The sequence below is a fragment of the Clostridioides sp. ES-S-0049-02 genome (genome assembly GCF_020658465.1).
Lineage (GTDB): Bacteria > Bacillota > Clostridia > Peptostreptococcales > Peptostreptococcaceae > Clostridioides.
Genome location: NZ_JACVWG010000001.1, coordinates 671,666 through 695,128, shown reverse-complemented (window position 1 = coordinate 695,128; position 23,463 = coordinate 671,666). Strand labels below are relative to the sequence as shown.

The window sequence follows — 23,463 nt, the reverse complement described above, 5'->3', positions numbered from 1 at the left end:
TAAATTGAATAGATTTAGATTATAATATATACAGTGAGGTAAGGTGAATAAAATGAAAATAGATATGATATATAAATTAATCAAAAGAAATACAGAACCATCAAGATGGTCAAGAGGTATAAAATACTATAGTAATCAATTAGTTGATTATATAGACATTGATATTGATGACTTACAAAATAACTTGCTAACATTTCGTGGTGGAGTCAATTCTGAGGATAATTATAGCTTTTATTTTAATTCAATAACAATAGATATAAAACACTTTAAAATAATTGAAAGTGACTGTAGTTGTGTTGATTGTCAATCAAATATTACAAATCGAGGCATCTTTATATGTAAACATCTAGTTGCTATTGTGATAAAAAGCCTAAAGCAAATAAAAAGTAAAAATGACATTCCTCCTGTTCTAATAGATATATTAGATGATGATAAAGATAAACTTTCTAAGACTGATTCTAAAGTCGGCTTGGACTTAAGTAAACAACTACTTTCTTTTTTAAATGATACTAAAAAAGAAAGAGTCAATTTAGATGTATTATTAAACATTGATTCAAACAAAGCAATTGCTGAGTTTAAAATTGGAATCGATAAAATGTATGTTTTAAAAAATATCACTGAATTTGCATATTCAAAACTTAATGGATATGAATTGGAGTTTGGAAAAAAATTTATTTATAATCCTAACATCCATTATTTTGCTGATGAAGATGAGAAGTTAATAGATATGATAGAAGAATATGGAACAAATCTTTCATATAATTTTTCTTCGTCATACTCAAAAAAGTTCATGGAAATAAATATGAGTTCTCTGAAACAATTTTTGAATGCTCTTAAGGACAAGGATTTTACTCTAATTTTTTCTAAGGAAGAATATCATCCAAAAGTATCAAGTGATATTTTACCAATAAAATTTAATTTTAAAAATATAGAAGATAAAATTGTCTTATCCTCCAAAGACTTACTACCTGTTCCACTTAGTAGAAAAGGTGATGTACTTTTATATGAGAATAATATCTACTTATTGTCTCATAAAAAGGCTCGAGATTATTCAAAAATCTATCAAGTATTATCAAAATCTAAGGAATTAAAATTTGATAAAGAAGACTCTAAAGATGTTTTAGGGCTATTAGTGCCTAAATTAAAGTCAATATCCAAAGAAGTTTATTTGGATGAAAACATAAAAAATAATATAGCAAATAATTTTGAAACAGAGTTTTACTTTGATATAATTGATGGCAATGTATGTTGCGACATAAAGTATATCTATGATGATGAAGGTGGTAAAAAATTTATACTTCCCAATATACAAAAGGAGGCTAAAATTGAAAATAAAATGCTTTCTTCACAATTTGTAAAAGAAAATAACAGATATACATTTAAAGGAACTGACTATGACCTATTTACATTTTTAGATTTACAGTTAGAATCTTTAAAGGAATTTGGAGATATCTATTATTCTGAAAAGTTTAAATTGAAGAAAATATATAATTCTTCATCAATTCAAGCTTCAATTAATCAAACTAATCAAAATTATCTAGAATTTAATTTTAATATATCTGATATAAATCCAAAAGAGTACAAAGATATTCTAAAAGCTCTCCAAGAAAAACGTACTTTTTATAAGCTAAAAGATGGAAGTTTTATAGACTTATCAGAAAAAGAAACTAAAGATTTTTTTGAACTGGTTGAAAATTTGGATGTAATTGATAAATCAAAAGATAATAAAATTCATAATAATAAAGCTCTATATATAAATGAAATGATAAAAGGTAAAGATTTAAAATTTATAACTGGTAAAAATGAATTAGAAAATACATGTGCTAAATTTAGAAATTTTAATGTTATAAATTCAGAAATTCCAAGTAATTTAAAAGCAAATCTACGTGACTACCAAATAAATGGTTTTAATTGGTTTAAAGTTTTAGATTTTTATAAATTTGGTGGTATATTAGCTGATGAAATGGGTCTTGGAAAAACAATACAAACTATTACATTTTTACTATCTGTATTCAATAAAAAAAGTATTATTGTTACGCCAACATCACTTATTTATAATTGGAAAAATGAATTTGAAAAATTTGCTCCAGATATAAAAGTTCTATTGATACATGGAAATAAAAAAGATAGAGAAAAGTGCTTTAGAGAAATAAACGATTTTAATGTAGTCCTTACAACATATGGTACTCTTAGAAATGACTTAGAAAAATATAATGAAATAATTTTTGATTATTGTGTAATAGATGAGGCTCAAAACATTAAAAATCCAGTGGCTTTAGTAACAGAAGCTGTAAAAAATATAAATGCCAAAAATAAATTTGCACTTACTGGTACACCTATGGAAAACAATTTAGTAGAGTTATGGTCTATATTTGATTTTATAATGCCTGGATATTTATATAGTAGAGGAAAATTTCAAGAGTTATTTATAAATAAAGAAGATAATGTTGAAAATTTAAAAAGACTTATAAAGCCTTTTATTCTTAGAAGAAGTAAAAAAGAAGTAATGAAAGAACTCCCAGACAAGATTGAGAAAAACTTTTTTGTTGAATTAAATAAGGAACAGAAAAAAATATATAGTGTGTATGCAAAAGATATACAAGATAAAATGAAAGATAAAAATCTTAAGAAAGATAAAATAGTTATTTTCTCTTATTTAACTAAACTAAGACAGCTTTGTTTAGACCCAAGTATAGTGGTAAAAGATTATAATAAAAAAAGTTCAAAAATAGAAACATGTCTAGAAATACTTAGAGATAGTATAAATGAAAATCACAAGATATTATTATTTTCACAATTTACATCTGTCCTTAAAAATATAGGCAAGGAACTTGATAAGTGTAAAATTGCATATCACTATATAGATGGTAAAACTAATGCTAAAGAAAGGCTTGAACTTGTAGATAAATTTAATAATAGTACTGACAAAAAAGTTTTTTTAATATCTTTAAAGGCAGGTGGTACAGGATTAAATCTTACAACTGCTGATATTGTAATTCACTTTGACCCATGGTGGAATCCATCAGTAGAAAATCAAGCTAGTGACAGAGCTCATAGATTCGGTCAAAAAAATGTAGTACAAGTTATAAAGTTAATTGCTAAAGGCACTATAGAAGAAAAGATAATAAAATTACAAGAAAATAAAAAAGAGCTTATAAATCAATTTATAAATGGAGAGCTTTCTAACGAAGGTGTATTAAGAAGTTTATCTGATAGTGAGATAATGGACTTGTTTAATTGAAGGTAAGATATATAGTAAGTAAAAATAAAATACTACTATGTTATTTGTAATTGATAAACAGGAGTTTCCTAAAATATAGGAAACTCCATAATATCTTAAGCTTTGCAAGTTATATATAAATCTTTCTTTGCTTATATATTAACCTTCTTTATAAATATACAATTAATCCAAACAATCCAGATAACACCATCATAAGTATAGGTCCAATCTTATATTTTCGTAAACAGTACAATGAACAACAAAATAAAATAACAGCTATAATATCTATATTTTTGAAAATATTGGTAGTATAATAATTTGAAGAACCAAAAAATGTCAACAATATAATTGTAAATCCTGCTGAGATGATTAATCCTAAAGAGGATGCTTTCAGTCCATTTAAAATTTCAAAAACAAATTTCGAATTCTTATATTTTTTAAAAAATCCATATAAAAACATAGAAATAATTATTCCTGATATTATACAACCAACTGTTGCTGATATAGCACCCTCAATTCCTGCCACTTGCATACCAACAAAAGTAGAAGTATTAACAGCTAATGGACCTGGAGTCATTTGAGAAATTGTAATAATATCAGTAAAAACCTTTTGTGTTATCCATCCTTGCTTAAAAACTACCTGTTCCTGTATAATTGGAATAATAGCATAACCACCACCTATACTAAACATTCCTATTTTCAAAAACGTAAAGAATAAATTTATAATCATATACTCTCCCCCTTTTTTCGAAGTTGAATATATATAGCAAATAAACAAATCAAACAACTTAAAAGTAATACGAGTATTACATTAATTTTAAGGAAAGTACAAGCAATAAATGAAAATGGTACTAATAGATTTAATAACATTGATTTTTCATTAAGAATCATTTTATACATATCTATAGTCAAATCTACAATCAATGCAGCAACGCATGCCTGCATACCTTTTAAGATTGCAATTATATAAATATTTGAAGAAAACGCAACATACCACCTTGAAACAAGTCCTAAAATTACTATAGGAGGTATAATTGAACAAATACAACTGATAATTACTCCTATAAATCCAGCTGTTCTTTTACCTGCTAAAATGCTTAAGTTGATTGCAATTGCTCCAGGTGAAGATTGAGCAATTGTAGCCATTTCCATAAGCTCTGATTCACTAAATATTTTTTTATCCATAACATAGTACTTTTTTATCATAGGAACAACAACGTATCCACCACCAAAAGTAAAGGCACTTATAAATAAATTTATATAGCAAAGCCATAAATACAATTTAATATTTTTTCTCATAATATTCCTTTCTATGTGCACATGGACATATTATAAATGTTGTAATGCTATTTGTAAAATGATAAAATATTGTTGCAGACATGAATTTAATTCATGAGTAAAGGAGTCTAATTATGAATTTTAAACATTGCATTATTTTTAGAGAAGTTGCAAGAGTAGAAAATTTCACTAAAGCTGCAAATAATCTATTTATTACACAATCAGCAGTTTCCCATGCAATAAGAGAGCTTGAGAATGAGGCTGAAACCAAATTATTTGAGCGATTACATAAAAGTGTTAAATTAACAAAAACAGGAGAACTTCTTTTACAAGAAATTTTGCCAATACTTGAAAATTTAGAAAATGTTGAATCAAGGATTAAAAACTTAGAGTGTGAAACGCCCATACATATTGCGTCTTGTATTACGTTTGCTCAAATATGGCTGCCTCAATTAATAAGGAGATTTCAAGAAATATCTCCAAATACTAAGATTAATGTTGAAGTTCATAGTGCATTAAAAGCATTAAAATTATTGAAACAAGGAAAGGTTGATATAGCTTTTATTGAAGGGAAAATCATACAAGGCGCATTAGAAATCAGAAAATTTTCTTCTTATGAATTATGCATTGTATCTTCACCAAGCTATTGCAATACTGCCGAGTTAAGTTTATCTCAACTATTGGGTATGGATTTACTATTACGAGAAAGAGGAAGTGCTGTACGTGAAACTTTTGAATCAGCTGTAACCTTGCAAGGTTACAAAGTACATGCAAGCTGGGAAAGTGTAGATTCACAATCCCTAATAGAAGCTACTAAAAATAGTTTAGGTGTTTCAATTCTTCCTAAAATTCTAGTTGAGCAAGAAATAGAAAAAGGAAACCTTATACAGATATTTATTCCTGATTTTAAACTTTTTAATGATATTACTGTAGTAATAAATAAAAATAAGTATAAATCTGCCTCATTAGAAAAACTATGTAAATTAATTTAGCATTTAAAAGGATACTTGATAAATTCTATGAGATACTCAAGTATCCTTTTTAAACAATGTTTGTTATTTTTTATAAGTCTCTCTTCCATTGTTTGTTATTCATTATTATATACAAAAACTTTTTAAATTACTTCTTAAGAAAACCTTTAGCTATTTTTAAGAAAGCAAGACCATTTGATAAAATTGCAGGATGACCAATTTATTAAAAAAGTATTATCAATACATAATAGATATGTCTAATTACATATTTTAATAACACCCTTTTTAAATTTTTTGTAATATAAATAAAAATTTGTTTGTGTTATTATTTAATCCCAGCTCTGTAATTCAATAATATTTCCCTCTATATCTGTTGCATATACAAATGTAGCAACTTGTCCATTAGGATATTTTGTTTTAACAATTTCTCCAACTTGACCTCCACCTGCACTTTTTATTTTATTTAGGGTTTCTTCAACATTTTCAATTTCAAATGCGATGTGTGAAAAACCATAATTATTTATATTTTTTTGAAGCACTTCACCATATAAATTATATGAAAATATTTCTAATGTTGGTAAACAATCATCATATCCAGGTAAAGCTAAGTGCACACCTTCAATATGAGCATCTTTTATCCCTGTCAATCTATCCAACCATTCACCTTTTAGGTTTCTTTGTGGTGGTACTTTTCTGCATTCAAATACATCTTTATAAAATTCAGACAGCTTTTCCCAGTCTCTTGCTATTATATTTGTATGTACGTATCTCATATATTCCAACGCCTTTATAAAATATAAAGTATTCTTTATTTCCATAACACACTCTATTCCATGCTCAAATTATATCATTAAATTATTCTTTTAAAAATTTCTTTGCTACATTTGAAAAAATTAATCCATTTGATAAAATAGCTGGATGCCCACCTTTATTAAACAGATGCATTTTTCCATTTTTAATTTTTTCAAGAAGTGATGAAAAAGTATTTTCAAAGAAATCATGAGCTACTAAAGATACAAATTCATCTTCTTTACTTCCTGTTAAAAGTACATCTGGTTGCATAGTTTCTAGAGGCTTATGAAAAAATTTACCTATAGTTTTATAATGTTCAAAAATAGCTTCTGTATCATTATCTACTACTTGCTCCCAATTTTCGCCTTGATTGTAAATATAAAAAGCTTTTGCATCATCATCTTGCTTTGATGCTTCACGCTCTAATTTCACATTTTGCACAAAGGACTCTAGAGGAGCTTCTCCTTCAAAACTATCTGCAATTACCTTATTCACTAAATCGGGTCTTTCAAGTGCAACATTTAATGCAACAAGAGCTCCTCCACTACTGCCAATTATATTTACTTTTTTATAGTTCATCTTTTCTAAAAAACATATAACTTGCATAGCCTCATCAAACCATAAATCGACAGAAAACTTATCAACCATTTGAGATTTGCCATGACCAACAAAATCAATTAATATTATTTTATATTCATCTTTATAAAAATCGATTATATCATCAAACATCTTAGATGAGGCTGTATTTCCATGTAAAAAAAGTAATGGTGTACCATCTCCAATTTCATTATAGTAGCACTGTTTGTTATTATATTTAAAGTATGCCATATGTTTCCCCCTTTAATATTTCTATAAATATATGTTTATGATTTACATTTAAAATGACTATTGTCATAAACACTTAAAAATAGTATAACTTAGAGTATAACCAAAATCAATAATACCTTAGTTGATTTGTTGTTTACTTAAGTTATTATAATCTAACTTCTGTAAAGTTTCTTTTTTGTACGAAAATGTTCTTTCCATTTGCAACTTCATTTCGATAGCAAAGCAATTCATTAGTATTGATACTTTTACTTAAATTCATAATTTCATAATCAGAGAGAGCATTTCCTGTATCTGTAATAAAAATATTCAATCTCTCTTTCCGTTGTTCATTAAAAATTTGTTCTTTTTGGGCAACTAGTACATTTACTGTTAAATCTTCAATCCTTGAGATATGTCACAAAACCCATGCAATAGTTTCGTCTTTACTTGTTGGCACAATAGCATATTCATTTCTGTTTAAGTCATTAATAAGTTTGTCCACTTCATTTTTTTCTGTATTTGATATTTCTGAGAGATGTAATTTTGAATGAATTTCTAAAAATAGTGTTTTTACCTGTTCTATTTTTTCTTCTTTACGTATGATTTTATTTAATTCTTTGTGTACTTCACTTAACCCATTTCCAAAATATTTCATATAGTACCTCTTAATCAAATTCTTTTTTCTTCTAATTTTATTTTATCTAGCCTTTATAATCTCATTATACTTAGAAAATACAAAACCAATGCAATTTATTATAATAATTAACTAATAATGATAATTGAATTATTGTATATCTCTTTTTACCTTAACCATTTTTTTCTTTATAGGAATCTCTTTATATCTTTTCAATATCAAGTCTCCCTTGTAATTTAATATATCTATATATGAACATAAATCTTGAACTTCGATTACACCTATATCATCATTAGTAATACCTTTTATATTACTAAATGCTCCAACTATATCTAAGACCCTTATCTTCTTCTTTTTGCCAGCATTTAAATACAATTTAACTACTTCATTTTCTAGATTTGATTTTATATCTCTACTTTTGTTTGAATTTTTAGCAATTTTTTTTCTTTTCGATACTTCTTTCAAAATTTCTTTTGAATATTCTTCAAACAAAACTTTACCCTTAATAATACTACTTTGTTCTATATTAGTTAACTCATTTATTTTATATCCTACATATGTTTCTATATTATCTATATATTTCTCATCTTTTTCATCTACTATAGTGATAGCTTTTCCACTATTTCCTTTTCTACCAGTCCTACCTATTCTATGTATATAGTTTTCCTTATCTTGTGGCACATCATAGTTTATGACTAAAGAAATATCATCAATATGTATTCCTCTAGATGCTACATCACTACTAACCAATACATTAAACTTTATATTTTTAAAATCCTTAATCACAAATATTCTTTTTTCTTGTGATAAATCTGCATGTAACTCTCTTACCAAAAAACCTTCCTTACTCATTTTATTATATAGTTTAGATACTTTTTCTTTAGTATTACAAAATATTATTACACTCCTTGGATTTTCGCTGTATATTAATTCTTTTAAAACTACATACTTATTTCTTTCCTTTGACTTGATTATTTTATCATCTATTTGTCTTAATCCTTCATTAGTGTTACTTTCATTTCCTTCTACATTTATAATGCCGTAATCTGGCATATATTTTTCACATATATATTTTATCTCTTCACCTATTGTAGCTGAAAAAAGACCTAAGGTTCTCTCTTTAGGTATATTTGTTAATATTGTTTCCATCTGTTCAAGAAAACCTTTATTAAACATTTTATCAGCTTCATCTATTATTAAATACTTTATTTTTTCTAAATTAATAGTGCCTCTATTTATATGGTCAATTATTCTACCCGGAGTAGCTACAACGACATGAACCCTTTGCTTTAACTCAGCTACTTGTTCTTTTATAGATTGTCTACCAAATATAGCACTACATCTTACCTTCTTTAACCTTCCTATACTTGATATCTCATCTTTTACCTGTAGCGCTAATTCTCTCGTTGGTACTACTATAAGTGCTTGAATATTATTGTATTCTATATCAATATTTTCACATATAGGTATTGCAAAACTTGCTGTTTTCCCACTTCCTGTTTTTGATTTTACTGCTATATTTTTACTATTTAACAATTCTGGAATAACTTCTATTTGTACCTTAGAAGGTACATTATATTCTAAATTTTTTAATGACTTAAGTATCTTTTTATCCAATTTAAAACTTTCGAATGTATATTTCATATATTACCACCTTATTATGTTTATTTTTATCTTATCAATTATATTTTTCTCCATTATATTATTATAATGTAAGACACCGATATTTTTATACTTTTTATCATTATATATATATAGATTTTAGCAGAAAAAATTATGAACTAGTCCTTAAATCAAAATAAAATCTAAAAAAATACCTCTTATTAACATTGATAAGTCAATATTTTCAAGGGGTATTTTTTTTAGATAATTAAATTGATTTAAATAAACTGAATTAGTATACTTCTTAGGTTTAATTTATATTCCTAGACAATTTTTCAATTTATATCTAAGATTAAAAGGTATTAATCAATACCTAAATTACCATAATCTCACATACCTATATCTTTATTCAAAATACCTTCTGTAATTAATCGTGCTATATAGTCATAACCTGCTTCATTGGCTTTATTGCAATCATCCACATTATCACAGAAAAAACTTTCAATTTGTATTGCAACTGGATTCGTGTTTCTCAAGATATATAAATTTTCTCTTTTTTTAGCTCCTCTATTTTCAAATAATTCTCCAAGTTTATTAGATACTCTTTTAGCATATTCTAATCCTTCATTACCATAATAAAGTACTTCTGCACCAAAGCTTTTTCCATCACTTTTATTTAAATGTAGCTCTACTAGTAAATCATATTTGCCACTATTTACTTTTGGAACTCTATAAAAAAACTCTTCTTTTTCTGCTACAAAATGTCTTTCTGGACAAATTATTACATCTACTGTATTACCTTGACTTATGAGCATCTCTGCTAACATAGGAGCTAATTTTTTATTATAACTATACTCATCAACTATTGCATTTACACCTGTACTTTTTCCACCTTTTAGTATACTATGACCTACTGTTATGCATATTTTCATTTACTTTTTGTCACCTTCTTTTAAAGCTAAAATTTGTATAATAGTAATATGATTTTAAAGCTATTACTAGTAATAATATATTAATTGAAGATGGCAAAAGTTCTCATAACTTATCATTTTTTTAACATATTTGTCTTATTTTAGCATAAATCTAGATGCTTAATTTTATTTATTACAATTATTATTTAACTCTACTTCATAATAACTACTGTAAATCTAGTATAAGTATTATAGTTCAACACATTATCTAACAGTATATGTTACAAACATTGAATTATTTGGTGTATTCCTAAGAATACTGTGGTTATTAAATTTATATTTCTATATTTATTACAGATATATTGCAAGCTAAAATTTCCTCAAGAATCATAAATTTCTTATCTCTAACTTTGCTAACACTTTTATTCTTAAACTATATACTTGTAATTATAATATTAGAATAGATTATTTGATAATAGCTTATTGTTAAGGCTTTATAATCAATTTATAAGTCATAAATACTTGATTAACTGATTTTTTATAATTGATGCTATTTTAACAATAATTATCACCTTATATCTAATCTATAATAATATTTGTATACATTAAACCATATAATTGTTTTAGTAATTTTAAATTTTATGTACAACCAATTAATAGTATAATAAAAGCGATGTATTTATGAATAATTCACCATTATTCAGTTCATTTATTGATATATGTTCAGTTTTTATATTTATACTTTTTACATCTTCATAAACTATTCCAACAGGTGAACAAATAAAGCAAGAGAAACCAAAGGTTTTAGTAACTTTTTTAACTTTGCTAGGAGTAATATTAATTTGATTTTTGTAATTTTCTATATTTTCATTAGCCATTTTTATATTACTTCTATAGTCCTTATCTTCTTGAATGTTATAACTATTATCTAATTTATTTACTGATTTAAATCTACTATAATTTCTACAACTATAGTTAATTTCAAACTCTATACTTCCAACAATTATTAAATTGCATAGTTTTAGATTTTTGTCTTTATTTATAGGATTTTTTATAAGTTTTATACTAAGTATTTTGCTATTTGTATTCACTTTTAATATATCTTTTAGATTTTTAGGTGCTTTTAAAGTATTGCTTATATTTAATTGTTTAAATACAGCTTTTTTAATACTTGTATAAACACGATTACTTTCTATTGATATTTTCATTGGAAATTTTTCCATATCATACTTATAATAATAATATATATTAGCGTGGTTTTCTATAACCCTACATGCTGAATTTGCTAATACTATGCTTTTAAAAGATATTATTTTTTTACAATTTCCATTTATTTTACCTATGTAAAAACCTTGTTGTGGATTTAATCCACCCTTTCTGATACCATTAACTTCTACAGTATTATTTATAAATTTTATGTACTTAGAAATATAATCTTTAAAAAATATATTCCCAGTTTTGCGATTACTCATATTTGTAACAACAATAGTATATGTTAAAGTATCAAATACAGATGCACATTCTTTATCAACATATTTTTCTACCTCTAAAATATTTCCACTCATATCATTTGAAACAATATTACTAAAAGTAGTTTTTGTTATTATAGGGCTTCTAGATAATAGCTTATAACTAAAATCTCCCCCATATTCATTGATACCTCTCATTGCACCCACCTTTCTATAATTTAAATATTATCTTATTTTAAAATTATTGTCATAACTTATAATTGTAGTTACACTTATAAATAAATTATTGTCATCTAAAATGGATGATGTTATATCTTGTATAATATACTTTAAATTAATTTTATCGTTATTTTTTATTCCTCTAGGCATTTGTATAAATGTACTAAAAGGTATTTTTAATTCAAGTATATTTTTCTTTGTAAAATTCTTACTTCTTTTAGCATTATTTATATTTTCTAACCTTATGTTAGTATTTATATCGCCAACTAAAATTAACTTTTTACCAGTCATCTGCTCATCCTCTAACGACATACATTCTATTGTATCAATCAATTTTATATCGTGGATATTCATGCCACAAACAGATGTATCTAATAAATTTACTCCAGATTTTTTAGAAACTAGCTTAAAATTTTTATATGTATTAAATTGAGAAAAGTAAAGTGTATTTTCTAGACTCTCACATTCTTCCAGATTATATATAACCTTATCTTTTTCATGCATGATTTCATCAATCTCCCTATATCTATATATTAATACTATTCATTATAACTATTTCAAATTACCATTTTTAATTTTGTATGAAAGAAATATCGCTATTTATAAGATATGATATATTTTTGATAGATATCATACCTTTTATTTAAAATAAAAATATAATTTTAAAATTATAAATTAAATATTTCTATTGACTTTTTATTTGTGATTGATTATAATTTTTCTAGACCGACGGTCAGTCTTAAAAAGTGAGGTGTTCTAGAAATGCAAGATTTAAATAAAATGAATAGTTGTTTTAATAAGAATTTTAATTTAATAGTACTTGGTCAAATTGTCTCTATACTTGGTTCATCGTTGTTAAGATTTGGACTTTCCACTTATATTTTAGATATGACAGGACGTGCAGACATATTTGCAACTTTATACGCAATATCAAGCATACCTCTTTTATTTTCTCCAATTGGTGGTGCAATAGCTGATAGATTTAATCGTAAAAATTTAATGGTTATATTTGATTTTATTAGTTCAGTTATTATTTTTACTTTTATTTGTCTTCTTTCTACTTTAAATAATTCTATTGTATTAATTGGGGTTATTATGGTACTATTATCAATTATTAGTTCTATGTATCAACCTACTGTGCAAGCAAGCATACCTTTAATAGCAAATGAAAAAGATTTAGAACAAGCAAATGGAATTGTAAACGGAATAAGCTCTCTTTCAAGTATGTTTGCTCCTGTACTTGGAGGTTTGTTATATGGCCTTATTGGAATTAAGATGCTTCTTATTGTAAGTTGTATTGCATTTTTTCTATCCGCAGTAATGGAAATGTTTATTCATATACCTTTTAATAAAAGAAAAGTTAATGGAAGCATAGTATCAACAATAGTCAGTGATATGAAAGAAGGATTTTCTTATGTTATAAAACAATCTTATATTAGTAAAGCCATGATTCTAGCTGCTTCTTTAAATTTATTTTTGACTCCATTCTTACTTGTAGGAATACAATATATTTTACGTATAACAATGCATAGTAGTAATAATATGTATGGCATAGGGATAGGAATTATTGAATTTAGTAGTGTTTTAGGTGCACTTTCAATAGGTCTGTTTGCTAAAAAAATGAAAATGAATACACTGTATCGCTGGTTAATGTTAATTAGTATTCTGATGATACCAATGGCTATTTCTATTTCACCTTTAATGCTTAGACTAGGATATTATCCATCTTTTATATTGTTATTTATTTGTGTTATACCTATAGCCATGTCTATAACAATTATTACTATATTCGTTTTAACTATTGTTCAAAAACAAACTCCTAATGAATTATTGGGTAAAGTAATGGCTACTATTACCGCTGTATCACAGTGTGTTGCTCCAGTTGGTCAAATTATGCATGGAAAATTATTTGAAATTTTCAGTTCCACAGTCTATATACCTATAGTATGTATGTTCATAATTATGCTATTAATTTCAATTCTTGCTAAGTATCTATATAAGAATGAATCAAAAGCATAAAGTATAAAATAATTAAAAATTCTTTTTAAATGTACAAACCGATTGGAAAACATACTTTAATCATCCACAAAATGTTAAAAAGCAACAGATAAATAAAGTATGACGCATTATTATCTGTTGCTTTATTCATTAGAACTACCTTTATTAAGTATACAATTATACTTCTATGTCTTCAACTTTTGAGATAAGCCATAAATACGAAAGTCCAGCTAATACTGCTGCTACTATCCATACAATAATAAAAGGAATATATGTGTGAATCATAGTTGTTATAATGTTAGCAGTGCAGGAGGCAAGAATAACAGAGACTATAATCGTTGTTTGAATGGAATATTTTCGAAATCCAATGCTAGCAGAAATTACACCTATAAATAAAGAGAATACAGCACACAAAATTGTTTCAATAATAATCTTAAAAAACAATCCAAGAGTAAAATTATCAGAAATCATAGGAAAAAAAGCTTCTGTAACCATAAATATAAGGAGGGAAATAATCGTCCCAAGCAACATAAAACTCAAACATAATGTAGCTATCAATACAATCTTTGAGTTCAATAAAGTCTTTCTATTTATTGGATAAGTAAAAATCAAAATTGCATTTTTTCCAGAATATTCTTTTATAACAAATGTGGAAAACAATACAGCTGATAAAATGGCATAAGCTGACATTTGTAGAACGTTAGTGATTACCCAAATATTATGGTAATTAGAAAACTCAGCAGAATCTGTATCCCCCCCTGTATAAGCAATCATAGCAAATGTATACAAAAATCCTAATACACATAAGGTAATGATACCCATGGCATGAAGATAAGGGCGAATATTATTTTTTTTTAGTTCTAATTTTATAAGTTTATACACAGTTGTTTCCTCCATTCATTATTTCAAAAAAATACTCTTCCAAGCCATTAGGAAATTCTTGTTTTACTGTAGACATAGGAATTTCTTTTAAAATACTTCCATTCGAAATAATGCCTATTGTATCAGCTATATACTCTATTTCACTTAATATATGACTTGAAATAATAAGTGTCATATCATATTCTTTTGCAAGTGTTCTGAATAAATCACGCATTTGTTTTATTCCCATAGGGTCAAGACCATTGATAGGTTCATCAAGTAAAAGAATATCTGGATTATGTATCATTGCACGAGCAATCCCCAACCTTTGCTTCATACCCAAAGAAAACTTACATACCTGTATCTTTCCAGTATTTTCGAGTCCTACTTTTTGCAAAACAGCATTTATATCTGCATCATAAAAATTCATGTAAGCATTATGTATCTTTAAATTTTCCTCAGCTGATAAATGTTCATAAAAAATTGGTGTTTCTATAATACATCCAATTTTTCTTAAAATATTATTACGATTTTCTGATATATTCATATCAGAAATCATTATATTCCCAGTGGTTGGTTTTAATAAACCTGCTATCAATTTTAGTACTGTAGTTTTTCCAGCTCCATTTGCACCTAAAAATCCATAAATACTTCCTTTCTCTACATTTATATTGCAATGTTTTATGAGCTCTTGATTATCAAATACTTTTACCAAATCTTGAACTTTAATGATTGTATTCATTTTCTTTAATATTTTCCTTTCTCTATGAACCAGTATTTATTTTTAGTGTTTATTAAATCTTTCAAATTTGCTTCATTCATAATTCATAAAATAATATTACTTCAATTAGACAATATAGTGTCTTATCTAAGGATACTATTTCAAATACAAAAAGTCAATATATTGTCTAAAATAAAAATAAAACTTATATTTATTAAGAGGCACAATAAGTATGACATATATTAGAATAATTAGGATATTTAATATTACTGAAGTAAAGCTTTCAATATTAAAAATGATATAAAAATAGTGACTATCTTAATTATTAAAATTAATTATAGTCACCATTTTGTATAGTTTAATTAAATATTATTTTATATGTGAGTTTGATAGAATTTATTTTCATTAAATCTATTATTCTGGTTTATACATAATTTTCTTATTATTATCATATATTACCAAAGAATTTGATTTTACAATTTCATTTTCATATTTAACATCTTTTTCAGAGAAATTAGCTACTACTTTTAAATCATCTCCATATTTAGTCATTTGAACTAATCTATCATCAGAAATAAACTTAAAGTCTGTCATTTCTCTTTTAATAGCCTTTTTATTGAACTCTGACCATACTTTATCATGAGAAATTATTTCACCTTTATGTTTTTCCCATTCAGTTCTATCTATATAATACATAGGTGGTGTATTATATAATACTTCTTTCATCATTCTACTTCCAACTTCATCCTTAATTTTGAAAGTTCCCCATAGCCATTGATGAGAAGATACAACAGAATCATTATAAACTAATCTAAATAAAGGTAAAGAATAAGTTGGGTCTATAAATATTTTTTTATATTTTTCTTTTACAGGTATCTGCTTTGAAAAGACTTCTGGCACTCCTCCTGTTGGAGAATAGTATCTACCAACATAATATTCACTTTCTTTGTTCTTACTCATATCTTTATCTACCCAAGCAAACGCTGGTGTTTCAAGCCCATGTGCAAATGCTATAGTGCTACTTGCAAAGTCATTTCCTCCTTCTGAACCTATAACCATATTTGCATTATCTCTTATATATGACATTCTTTCAAGTCTAGCTTTTAAATCTTGTGACTGTGTTGTTATATGATTTGGAGAATAATCATCAAAAATTTCTCCTGTAGCATCACAGTCTATAAACCAAGAATTAAATTCATACCCCTCATTCAATATACTTTTTACTCTCTCTTTTACACTTGGTAAAGATAATGTAGGATTTAGTTGTCTTCCTTCTCCTTGAAATCCAGATTCTTTTTCACCTTTTTTATTTTCTATAGTAGCATTTTCATATAGTGACTTATCTTTAAATGATGCTGTACTCCATTTTTCTTCCCCTGGCTTGTGTATAGAATGATATGAATCGTATGGTCCTACAAGATAACCTAAATCATTAGCTCTTTTGACTATTTCTGGTGATACATAACCTTCTTCCATATCATCAAACCCTATCCAAGCATTATCAATACCAGATTTATTCATATCATTAATTACATCAATTGTATTATATCTTGCCCATGTATCAATTTTATTCACACTATTCCCTAATTTTGACTTTAATAACTTTTTGTTAAACTCTATAAGTTCTACTCTATTTAATTTAGATATTCCTTTATCTAGTACTTTTTTTATTTCTTTATCATTACTATCAAAAACCTTACTATTATAAAAAGTATTTAGTTGCATAACTTGATTAAAGGCTTGAACTATTTGATTTTTTTGATATTTATCTATATAATCTTGGGTTTTTATTTGATTAAGTACAGTTATAAATTCACTATTATCAGGTTTTTTACTTAGGAGTTCTTTCATCCAATTAATTAAATCATCTGATAAATTTTCCTTTAATTTGTCCCATTTAATATCACCTACTGTTATTATAGATTTGTCTGCAAAATAAATCTGAGGAGCTCCATAAAGCTTTTCAATGTTTTTATTATCCTTAGATTTTTCTTCTAATGTTTTAAACTCACCTTTATCAACTATATAATTTTTATAGGTTTTTGCTACATCTGTAATATTTTTATCAGTCAAATATACTTTAAATCCATACTCTTTATTTTTATTTATACTTGGATATTCATGTGTAAATGTAAAATTAATTTTATCTTTAGAATTAAATTTAATCTCATTATTAAATTCATTTTCAATAATATAAAGCACAGAATACTTTGTCTTATTTACTGCAAAAAATTGCATTGAAAAGGATTCTATGACATTGTAAGCTGATTCATTTAAATGCTCTTTCCAGTATTTATCATCACTTGGTATAAATTTACCTTCATAAAGTGGTAACACATAACTTTCGCCTTCAATTCTTGGCCAATTAAAACTAGCTTCTTTTTCTGAATTAGATTTAATATCTACATCTAAATAGCTTTCCTCTTTTTTTATATTTATGTCTATATCTTCATCAGGATATGTCCATGATGTCTCTGTCTTCGTCTTTTTAAAATTTGATACTTTCCTTTCTTTTAATGGTTCAGATATCTTTTCCTTTAAACCATTAGATTCTACTGATACCTCAAAAGTTTCTGGTTTTACTTCAAAATTAAAGTCCAGATTTTTGACATTATACATAGATGATGTGTCATTAATAACCTCACTACTACTACATCCAGTGATAGTAGTTGCAATAATCATACAACTTGTAAATACCGAGAATATTTTTTTCATAAAATCCACCTCCTCGATAAATATATCACCCTTATGTTACACCAAAGTTACAATTTACTTTGAATTTCACTATCTATTAATTGAAGATTATATTGTTGAATTAATTCTATTAGACGTTCTGCATATATGTTACTTCCACTTTCATCTTTTGCAGTGCTATAACCTGCTTTTTCTAATGCTTTAGCTTGATAGATATATGTTTTTGCATCAAATACACCATTGGCTTTATATCTTTTATTTGTAGCTAAAAATTCTGCATGGTCTTTTATAGATTCACTTTTATCATCATATATTCTAAATTTATCATCTATAATTGTATCTAAATGTTCTTTTGTTTCTAAAGTAACTGATTTTCCTTTCCAATAGGCATCAGCCTTTATACCAAATAAGTTATTATACTCTTTTGCTAAACTTGATTTACCCCAACTAGACTCAATTATTGCTTGTGCAATGGTTATAGATGGCAATATTTTATAATTTTTATAGTTTTGTATAGCAGATGTTTCAATCTCATTAATAAATTTCATATATTGTGTATCAGATTTTAATCTTTCTGGCTTTATTCCATAATCTTTAAGGTCCTCTATATAATCATTAACCAATCTTTTTTGTTTATTATTAAATTTCAACTCATCTAAAACACTACTTAAATTTTCTACTTTATTATTTTTAGAAAAATCTTTAACAAATAAATCTGATACTTCTTTTATTTGTGAATCATTAACTTTTTCTAACTTATTTTTATTTAATACAGCAATGATAGAAGCCACATACTTCCAATTAACTTGTGCATTATTTTCACTTGCTAAATCAGCATATTCTATATACTTACTAACATCTATATCAGCCTTATTTATCTCTTTAATTGAATATTCTTTTACTAACACACCTATTCCAACTATTATTATCAGTATTGCTATAATGAACTTCTTATTCTTCATAAATTATTTCCTCCCTTATATTCTCTACAGAATACAATATACCCTACTTTTGTTACATATTCTTTACGAAATTATGAAGATTTTATGAAGATTTATGTAATATATTTAATTTAAAGCACGATTATTGTTATAATATATAGGTTTGCATTAAATAAAAAATAGTTAAAATAAATTTAAAATTAGATAAATTTATTTTAACTATTTATACACTAAGACATTATTTCAATTTACTTCTATTAATTTCTATAGATTTTTCTAATACATACTCTTCTCCATATACAATAATTTTTATTGGTTTTCCCTTTAAATTTTCTATCTTAATTAAATTACTATATACATCAACATGGATATTATTATCTCTATAATTTATATTGAAAGAATAATTATTCCATTCTTGAGGTAACTTAGGCTCAAAAGATAGTGTTTCATTCCATGTTCTCATCCCTGCAAATCCATGTATAATAGAAAGCCATGAGCCAGACATTGAAGTTATATGAAGACCATCATTAGTATCATTATTATAATTATCTAAATCAAGCCTAGCTGTTCTTGAGTATAATTCATAAGCTTTTTTTAAGTCATCTACTTCAGAAGCAATAATAGAATAAACACTAGAAGATAAAGAAGACTCATGTACAGTATATTTTTCATAAAAATCAAAGTTTCTCTTTTTCTCTTCTTTAGTAAACCTGTTTCCAAAATAATAAATTCCTTGCAACACATCTGCTTGTTTTATAAAACATGACCTAAGAATCTTATCCCAAGACCATTTTTGATTAAGAGGAAGATTCTCTTTTGGCAAATCCTTTACCTCTATAAATTCCTTATCTAAAAAATTATCATTTTGAACTATTATTTGTAAGTCTTCATCATATGGCAAATACATTTTATTTGATATTATTCTCCAAATTTCAATTTCCTCTAAACTTACATTATTTCTTTCAACACATTCGCTGTACTCTTTTTTTAACTTTAAGACATTTTCTACAGCATATTCTAAGCACCACTTAGCTATATAATTAGTATACCAATTATTATTGATATTGTTCTCATATTCATTTGGACCTGTAACTCCATGTATCATATATAAATCTTTTCTTGTAGATAAATGTACTCTACTAGCCCAAAATCTAGCTACTTCTACTATTACATCTATGCCCTTTTCTTTTATATATCCAAAATCACCTGTATAATTTGTATAATTATATATTGCATATACTATACTTCCATTGCGATGAATCTCTTCAAATGTTATCTCCCATTCATTATGACATTCCACTCCATCGAAAGTAACCATTGGATATAGTGCTCCCTTAAGTCCAAGTTTTTTGGCATTATCTTTTGCTTGCTTTAGCTGATTGTATCTATATACTAAAAGATTTCTTGCTACACTCTTATCTGCTACACCTAAATAGACTGGAAGACAATATGCTTCTGTATCCCAATAAGTAGCACCTCCATATTTTTCACCAGTAAAACCTTTTGGCCCTATATTTAATCTTGAATCTTCTCCATAATAAGTCGAGAATAATTGAAATAGATTATATCTTATACCTTGTTGACTACTCTTATCTCCTTCTATCTTTATATCTGCACTTTCCCATCTTTTATTCCACAATTTTGTATGTTCATTTAAAATTTCTTCATACTCTTTAGATATTTCTATATTTAAGATATCATCACATTTCTTTAATAACTCATTTTCACTATAATCTCTAGTGGAAGTTATTGTTACATATTTTTCTATTCCAATAGTTTCGTTTTCTAAAACATCCATTGTTATTGAATTTTCACAGTAATTATCAGTACTTAAATAAGATATATCATCTACTTTACCTCTTGTTTTAATATGCATCGTTGCACCTACTGTAAATATGGGTGTCTTAAATGTATTTTCTTTTGTACGTGAAAGTATATTTCCTCTATATTCTGAGGAACTTGAAGAAACTGCATTCCAAAATTCTTCTTCGTAATTTGAATCTTCGTTTTTTATATTTGAATCTAAGTATGGAATAAATTTTATTTTAGCACTAGAATTCAAAGCCTTTATATCATACTTTATTACAGCTAATTCCTTAACTGATACGCTTAAAAATCTTGTTATATTAGCTTCAAATTTTTTACCATTAATATTCACAGTAAATTTACGCTTTAAAATACCATTTTTCATATCTAATTCTCTATAAAAATTTTCAACATTACATTTTTCAAGGTCTAACTCTACCCCATCTATGAAAATTCTTATCCCTATATAGTTAACTGAGTTAGGAATTTTACCAAAGTATTCTGGGTATCCATTTTTCCACCATCCAACACGAGTTTTATCAGGAAACCATACTCCAGCTATATAAGAACCTCTATGGCTATCTCCACTATATCTTTCCTCATAGTTTCCTCTCATACCCATATAACCATTGCCTATACTCATTATAGACTCTGCTAATCTATTTTCTTTAATTTCAATCTTGTCTTGTATAACTTTCCACTCATTTATATTATCAAACAAACATTTCATATAATGCTCCTAACTATATACTTATTATACTCACTTAATATATACTTAAAATTTAACTGACTTGTTGAATCTACAAGTAAATTTGCTTTTTTTAGATTTTTATAATCTCCAACTCCAACAGAAAACATATTGGCTGAGTTTATAGCATCAATACCTGCACTTGCATCTTCTATTCCTATACAATTTTTAGGATTTACACCAAGTCCCTTTGCTGACATAAGAAATATATCTGGATATGGTTTGGTGTTCCTACATTTTGACGCATCTGCTATAAAATCAAACTTATCACTTATGCCTAGATGTTTTAATACATTTGTAGCATTCTTGCTTGCAGAAGACAACCCTATCTTTACATCATTAGATTTTATATCATCAAGTAAATTTTTTATACCTGGCAAAATATCATTTGAAGTTATTTTGTTTATTAAAGATACATAATAGTTATTTTTGTCTTCTGCCATTTTCATTTTTTCTTCTTCTGAAAATAAATCTTTTTTATATCCATATTCTAATATTTTATTTAATGACTCCATTCTACTTATACCCTTTAAAGACTCATTAAATTCTATATCTATATCTATGCCAATGTCATCAGCTAGTTTTTTCCAAGCTAAATAATGATAATATGCTGTGTCTGTAATCACTCCATCTAAATCAAATATAAATGCTTCTAGCATTCTTGTACCCCTTTCTCTATAAGGATTTTTTAGACTAATAATTAATTTATTTTGTGTCTATACCTTATATTTAAGATATTCTCTATAGAACTATTTAATCCAATTCACTCTTTAATTCAAAATCAACTTCTATTTCACTCTCTTGCACACCATATTTTTTTATCATTTTAGAAAAATTTGACCACATTTTTCCAGAAAAAGCATTTAAATAATTTATATTACAAATAAATTTGCCATCTTCAATCTCTTTCTTATATAGTTGTGGACCCACTATATATACAGGAAACATAGCCCATGCTTTTTTTCCTCTGTATTTTTTTATAACTTTTGTATAGTTGCCATTCTTCATAATACATACTAAAAATACACATACAAATATTTTTTCTTCAACATCTATACCAAAAGAAAAGGATATATCTTTTCCAAACTCCTTTTCTATTTTACACAAATCCTCTTTAACCTGTTTTTCAAGTTTTCTTGAAGCTTCATTGCAAAATTTTTTAATCTCACTAGATGGAATTGGAATCCAAAGTGGCATATCTGATATATAGTCTATACTTTTATCATCAAATGGCAACTCTCTTCGCTTCATTTCTGCTATAGCAGACATATAACTTTTATCCGATACAAAAAAAGTTGCAATTTTATTATTATCCACATATATATTAACTGGACATTCCTGTTTCTTATTATTTATTGAAATTCTAGTAATATCATTATATGAATACTCTTTTTCACTCCCTATACATTTACGAACTTTAATATTATATAAATCAAAAATAATATACTTTCTTGTATATTTGAGAATTGAAATTAATCCATACATTGTAAGTACAAGAGTAATTAATAATATATAATACTGTTTAATATATACATAAAATACAATTAATACAATCCCAATTGATAAAAATATTAAACCTAAAATTAGATTCACGATACTAGATTTTACTGTAACTATATATTCTTCATAGTCATTCATGTTTTCTCTTCCCTCTACTTATTCAGTAATTATACATCTTTACTTAACTACAAAATAATTAAAAATTTCAATATTAATTTTTATTCAAATAAAAACTTTACTTAACAAGTTTTACTGCAAATAATTTGTATATAAAATTATACTGAATTCACT

Annotated in this window: 20 protein-coding genes; 3 read left to right on the top strand and 17 right to left on the bottom strand. The window is 25.9% G+C overall.

All coding sequences use genetic code 11. From position 1 onward, the window contains the following. The first annotated feature begins 52 nt into the window (after nucleotides 1-52). A complete protein-coding gene (locus tag IC213_RS03115; protein WP_227482521.1) occupies nucleotides 53-3,241 on the top strand; it encodes a DEAD/DEAH box helicase in 3,189 nt (1,062 codons plus the stop codon). A 148-nt stretch (nucleotides 3,242-3,389) separates the two neighbouring features. Here the strand turns inward: IC213_RS03115 and IC213_RS03110 are convergent, their stop codons facing one another. Together IC213_RS03110 and IC213_RS03105 are read right to left on the bottom strand one after the other, a co-directional pair. After that, nucleotides 3,390-3,950 (bottom strand): chromate transporter, encoded by a 561-nt coding sequence (locus IC213_RS03110; RefSeq protein WP_227830620.1) that lies wholly within the window; start codon nucleotides 3,948-3,950, stop codon nucleotides 3,390-3,392. Continuing rightward, complete coding sequence (locus IC213_RS03105) at nucleotides 3,947-4,519, bottom strand: chromate transporter (protein ID WP_227824030.1); 573 nt, start codon at nucleotides 4,517-4,519, stop codon at nucleotides 3,947-3,949. Before IC213_RS03105 ends, IC213_RS03110 begins: the two co-directional genes overlap by 4 nt. A gap of 113 nt (nucleotides 4,520-4,632) precedes the next feature. Between IC213_RS03105 and IC213_RS03100 the strand changes: the two genes are divergently transcribed. Further along, nucleotides 4,633-5,490, top strand: coding sequence for a LysR family transcriptional regulator (locus IC213_RS03100; protein ID WP_227830621.1), 858 nt, complete (start codon nucleotides 4,633-4,635; stop codon nucleotides 5,488-5,490). A 308-nt stretch (nucleotides 5,491-5,798) separates the two neighbouring features. Here IC213_RS03100 and IC213_RS03095 read toward each other — a convergent pair whose 3' ends face one another. The 8 genes from IC213_RS03095 to IC213_RS03060 form a co-directional block, all read right to left on the bottom strand. Beyond that, the gene (locus IC213_RS03095) at nucleotides 5,799-6,242 is read right to left on the bottom strand and encodes a VOC family protein (protein ID WP_227824032.1); all 444 of its coding nucleotides are present in this window, start codon (nucleotides 6,240-6,242) and stop codon (nucleotides 5,799-5,801) included. An 82-nt stretch (nucleotides 6,243-6,324) separates the two neighbouring features. Beyond that, nucleotides 6,325-7,089, bottom strand: a complete 765-nt coding sequence (locus IC213_RS03090) for an alpha/beta fold hydrolase (protein ID WP_227434835.1) — start codon at nucleotides 7,087-7,089, stop codon at nucleotides 6,325-6,327. Between the two features lie 145 nt (nucleotides 7,090-7,234). Then, entirely contained in the window at nucleotides 7,235-7,399 is a 165-nt protein-coding gene (locus IC213_RS03085) for a hypothetical protein (protein WP_227862734.1), read from the bottom strand. A gap of 84 nt (nucleotides 7,400-7,483) precedes the next feature. After that, nucleotides 7,484-7,723, bottom strand: a complete 240-nt coding sequence (locus IC213_RS03080) for a hypothetical protein (protein ID WP_227482516.1) — start codon at nucleotides 7,721-7,723, stop codon at nucleotides 7,484-7,486. A gap of 129 nt (nucleotides 7,724-7,852) precedes the next feature. Then, the gene (locus IC213_RS03075) at nucleotides 7,853-9,346 is read right to left on the bottom strand and encodes a DEAD/DEAH box helicase (protein ID WP_227862733.1); all 1,494 of its coding nucleotides are present in this window, start codon (nucleotides 9,344-9,346) and stop codon (nucleotides 7,853-7,855) included. A gap of 347 nt (nucleotides 9,347-9,693) precedes the next feature. Next, a complete protein-coding gene (locus IC213_RS03070) occupies nucleotides 9,694-10,236 on the bottom strand; it encodes an N-acetylmuramoyl-L-alanine amidase (protein WP_227434839.1) in 543 nt (180 codons plus the stop codon). 632 nt (nucleotides 10,237-10,868) lie between these two features. Next, on the bottom strand, nucleotides 10,869-11,882 hold the full coding sequence (locus IC213_RS03065) for a DUF11 domain-containing protein (RefSeq protein WP_227862732.1): 1,014 nt from the start codon (nucleotides 11,880-11,882) through the stop codon (nucleotides 10,869-10,871). Nucleotides 11,883-11,909: 27 nt separating this feature from the next. Further along, nucleotides 11,910-12,407 (bottom strand): SPOCS domain-containing protein, encoded by a 498-nt coding sequence (locus IC213_RS03060; RefSeq protein ID WP_227862731.1) that lies wholly within the window; start codon nucleotides 12,405-12,407, stop codon nucleotides 11,910-11,912. Between the two features lie 258 nt (nucleotides 12,408-12,665). Here IC213_RS03060 and IC213_RS03055 point away from each other — a divergent pair, with 258 nt between their 5' ends. Continuing rightward, complete coding sequence (locus tag IC213_RS03055; RefSeq protein WP_227862730.1) at nucleotides 12,666-13,922, top strand: MFS transporter; 1,257 nt, start codon at nucleotides 12,666-12,668, stop codon at nucleotides 13,920-13,922. 156 nt (nucleotides 13,923-14,078) lie between these two features. On the opposite strand, the gene IC213_RS03050 is transcribed toward IC213_RS03055, so the two are convergent. The 7 genes from IC213_RS03050 to IC213_RS03020 form a co-directional block, all read right to left on the bottom strand. Then, nucleotides 14,079-14,783 carry an ABC transporter permease gene (locus IC213_RS03050; protein ID WP_227482511.1) on the bottom strand — a complete coding sequence of 235 codons (705 nt, stop codon included), beginning with the start codon at nucleotides 14,781-14,783 and terminating at the stop codon, nucleotides 14,079-14,081. After that, nucleotides 14,776-15,504 (bottom strand): ATP-binding cassette domain-containing protein, encoded by a 729-nt coding sequence (locus tag IC213_RS03045; protein WP_227862729.1) that lies wholly within the window; start codon nucleotides 15,502-15,504, stop codon nucleotides 14,776-14,778. The genes IC213_RS03050 and IC213_RS03045 overlap by 8 nt, the downstream gene beginning before the upstream one ends. 393 nt (nucleotides 15,505-15,897) lie before the next feature. Beyond that, nucleotides 15,898-18,198, bottom strand: coding sequence for a glycoside hydrolase (locus IC213_RS03040; RefSeq protein WP_227862728.1), 2,301 nt, complete (start codon nucleotides 18,196-18,198; stop codon nucleotides 15,898-15,900). A gap of 47 nt (nucleotides 18,199-18,245) precedes the next feature. Beyond that, nucleotides 18,246-19,139 (bottom strand): glycoside hydrolase family 73 protein, encoded by an 894-nt coding sequence (locus IC213_RS03035; RefSeq protein WP_227434846.1) that lies wholly within the window; start codon nucleotides 19,137-19,139, stop codon nucleotides 18,246-18,248. Between the two features lie 217 nt (nucleotides 19,140-19,356). After that, entirely contained in the window at nucleotides 19,357-21,654 is a 2,298-nt protein-coding gene (locus IC213_RS03030) for a glycoside hydrolase family 65 protein (RefSeq protein WP_227830629.1), read from the bottom strand. Beyond that, nucleotides 21,651-22,331 carry a beta-phosphoglucomutase gene (gene pgmB / locus IC213_RS03025; RefSeq protein WP_227862727.1) on the bottom strand — a complete coding sequence of 227 codons (681 nt, stop codon included), beginning with the start codon at nucleotides 22,329-22,331 and terminating at the stop codon, nucleotides 21,651-21,653. The genes IC213_RS03030 and pgmB overlap by 4 nt, the downstream gene beginning before the upstream one ends. 94 nt (nucleotides 22,332-22,425) lie before the next feature. After that, the gene (locus IC213_RS03020) at nucleotides 22,426-23,310 is read right to left on the bottom strand and encodes a hypothetical protein (protein WP_227434849.1); all 885 of its coding nucleotides are present in this window, start codon (nucleotides 23,308-23,310) and stop codon (nucleotides 22,426-22,428) included. Nucleotides 23,311-23,463: the final 153 nt, after the last annotated feature.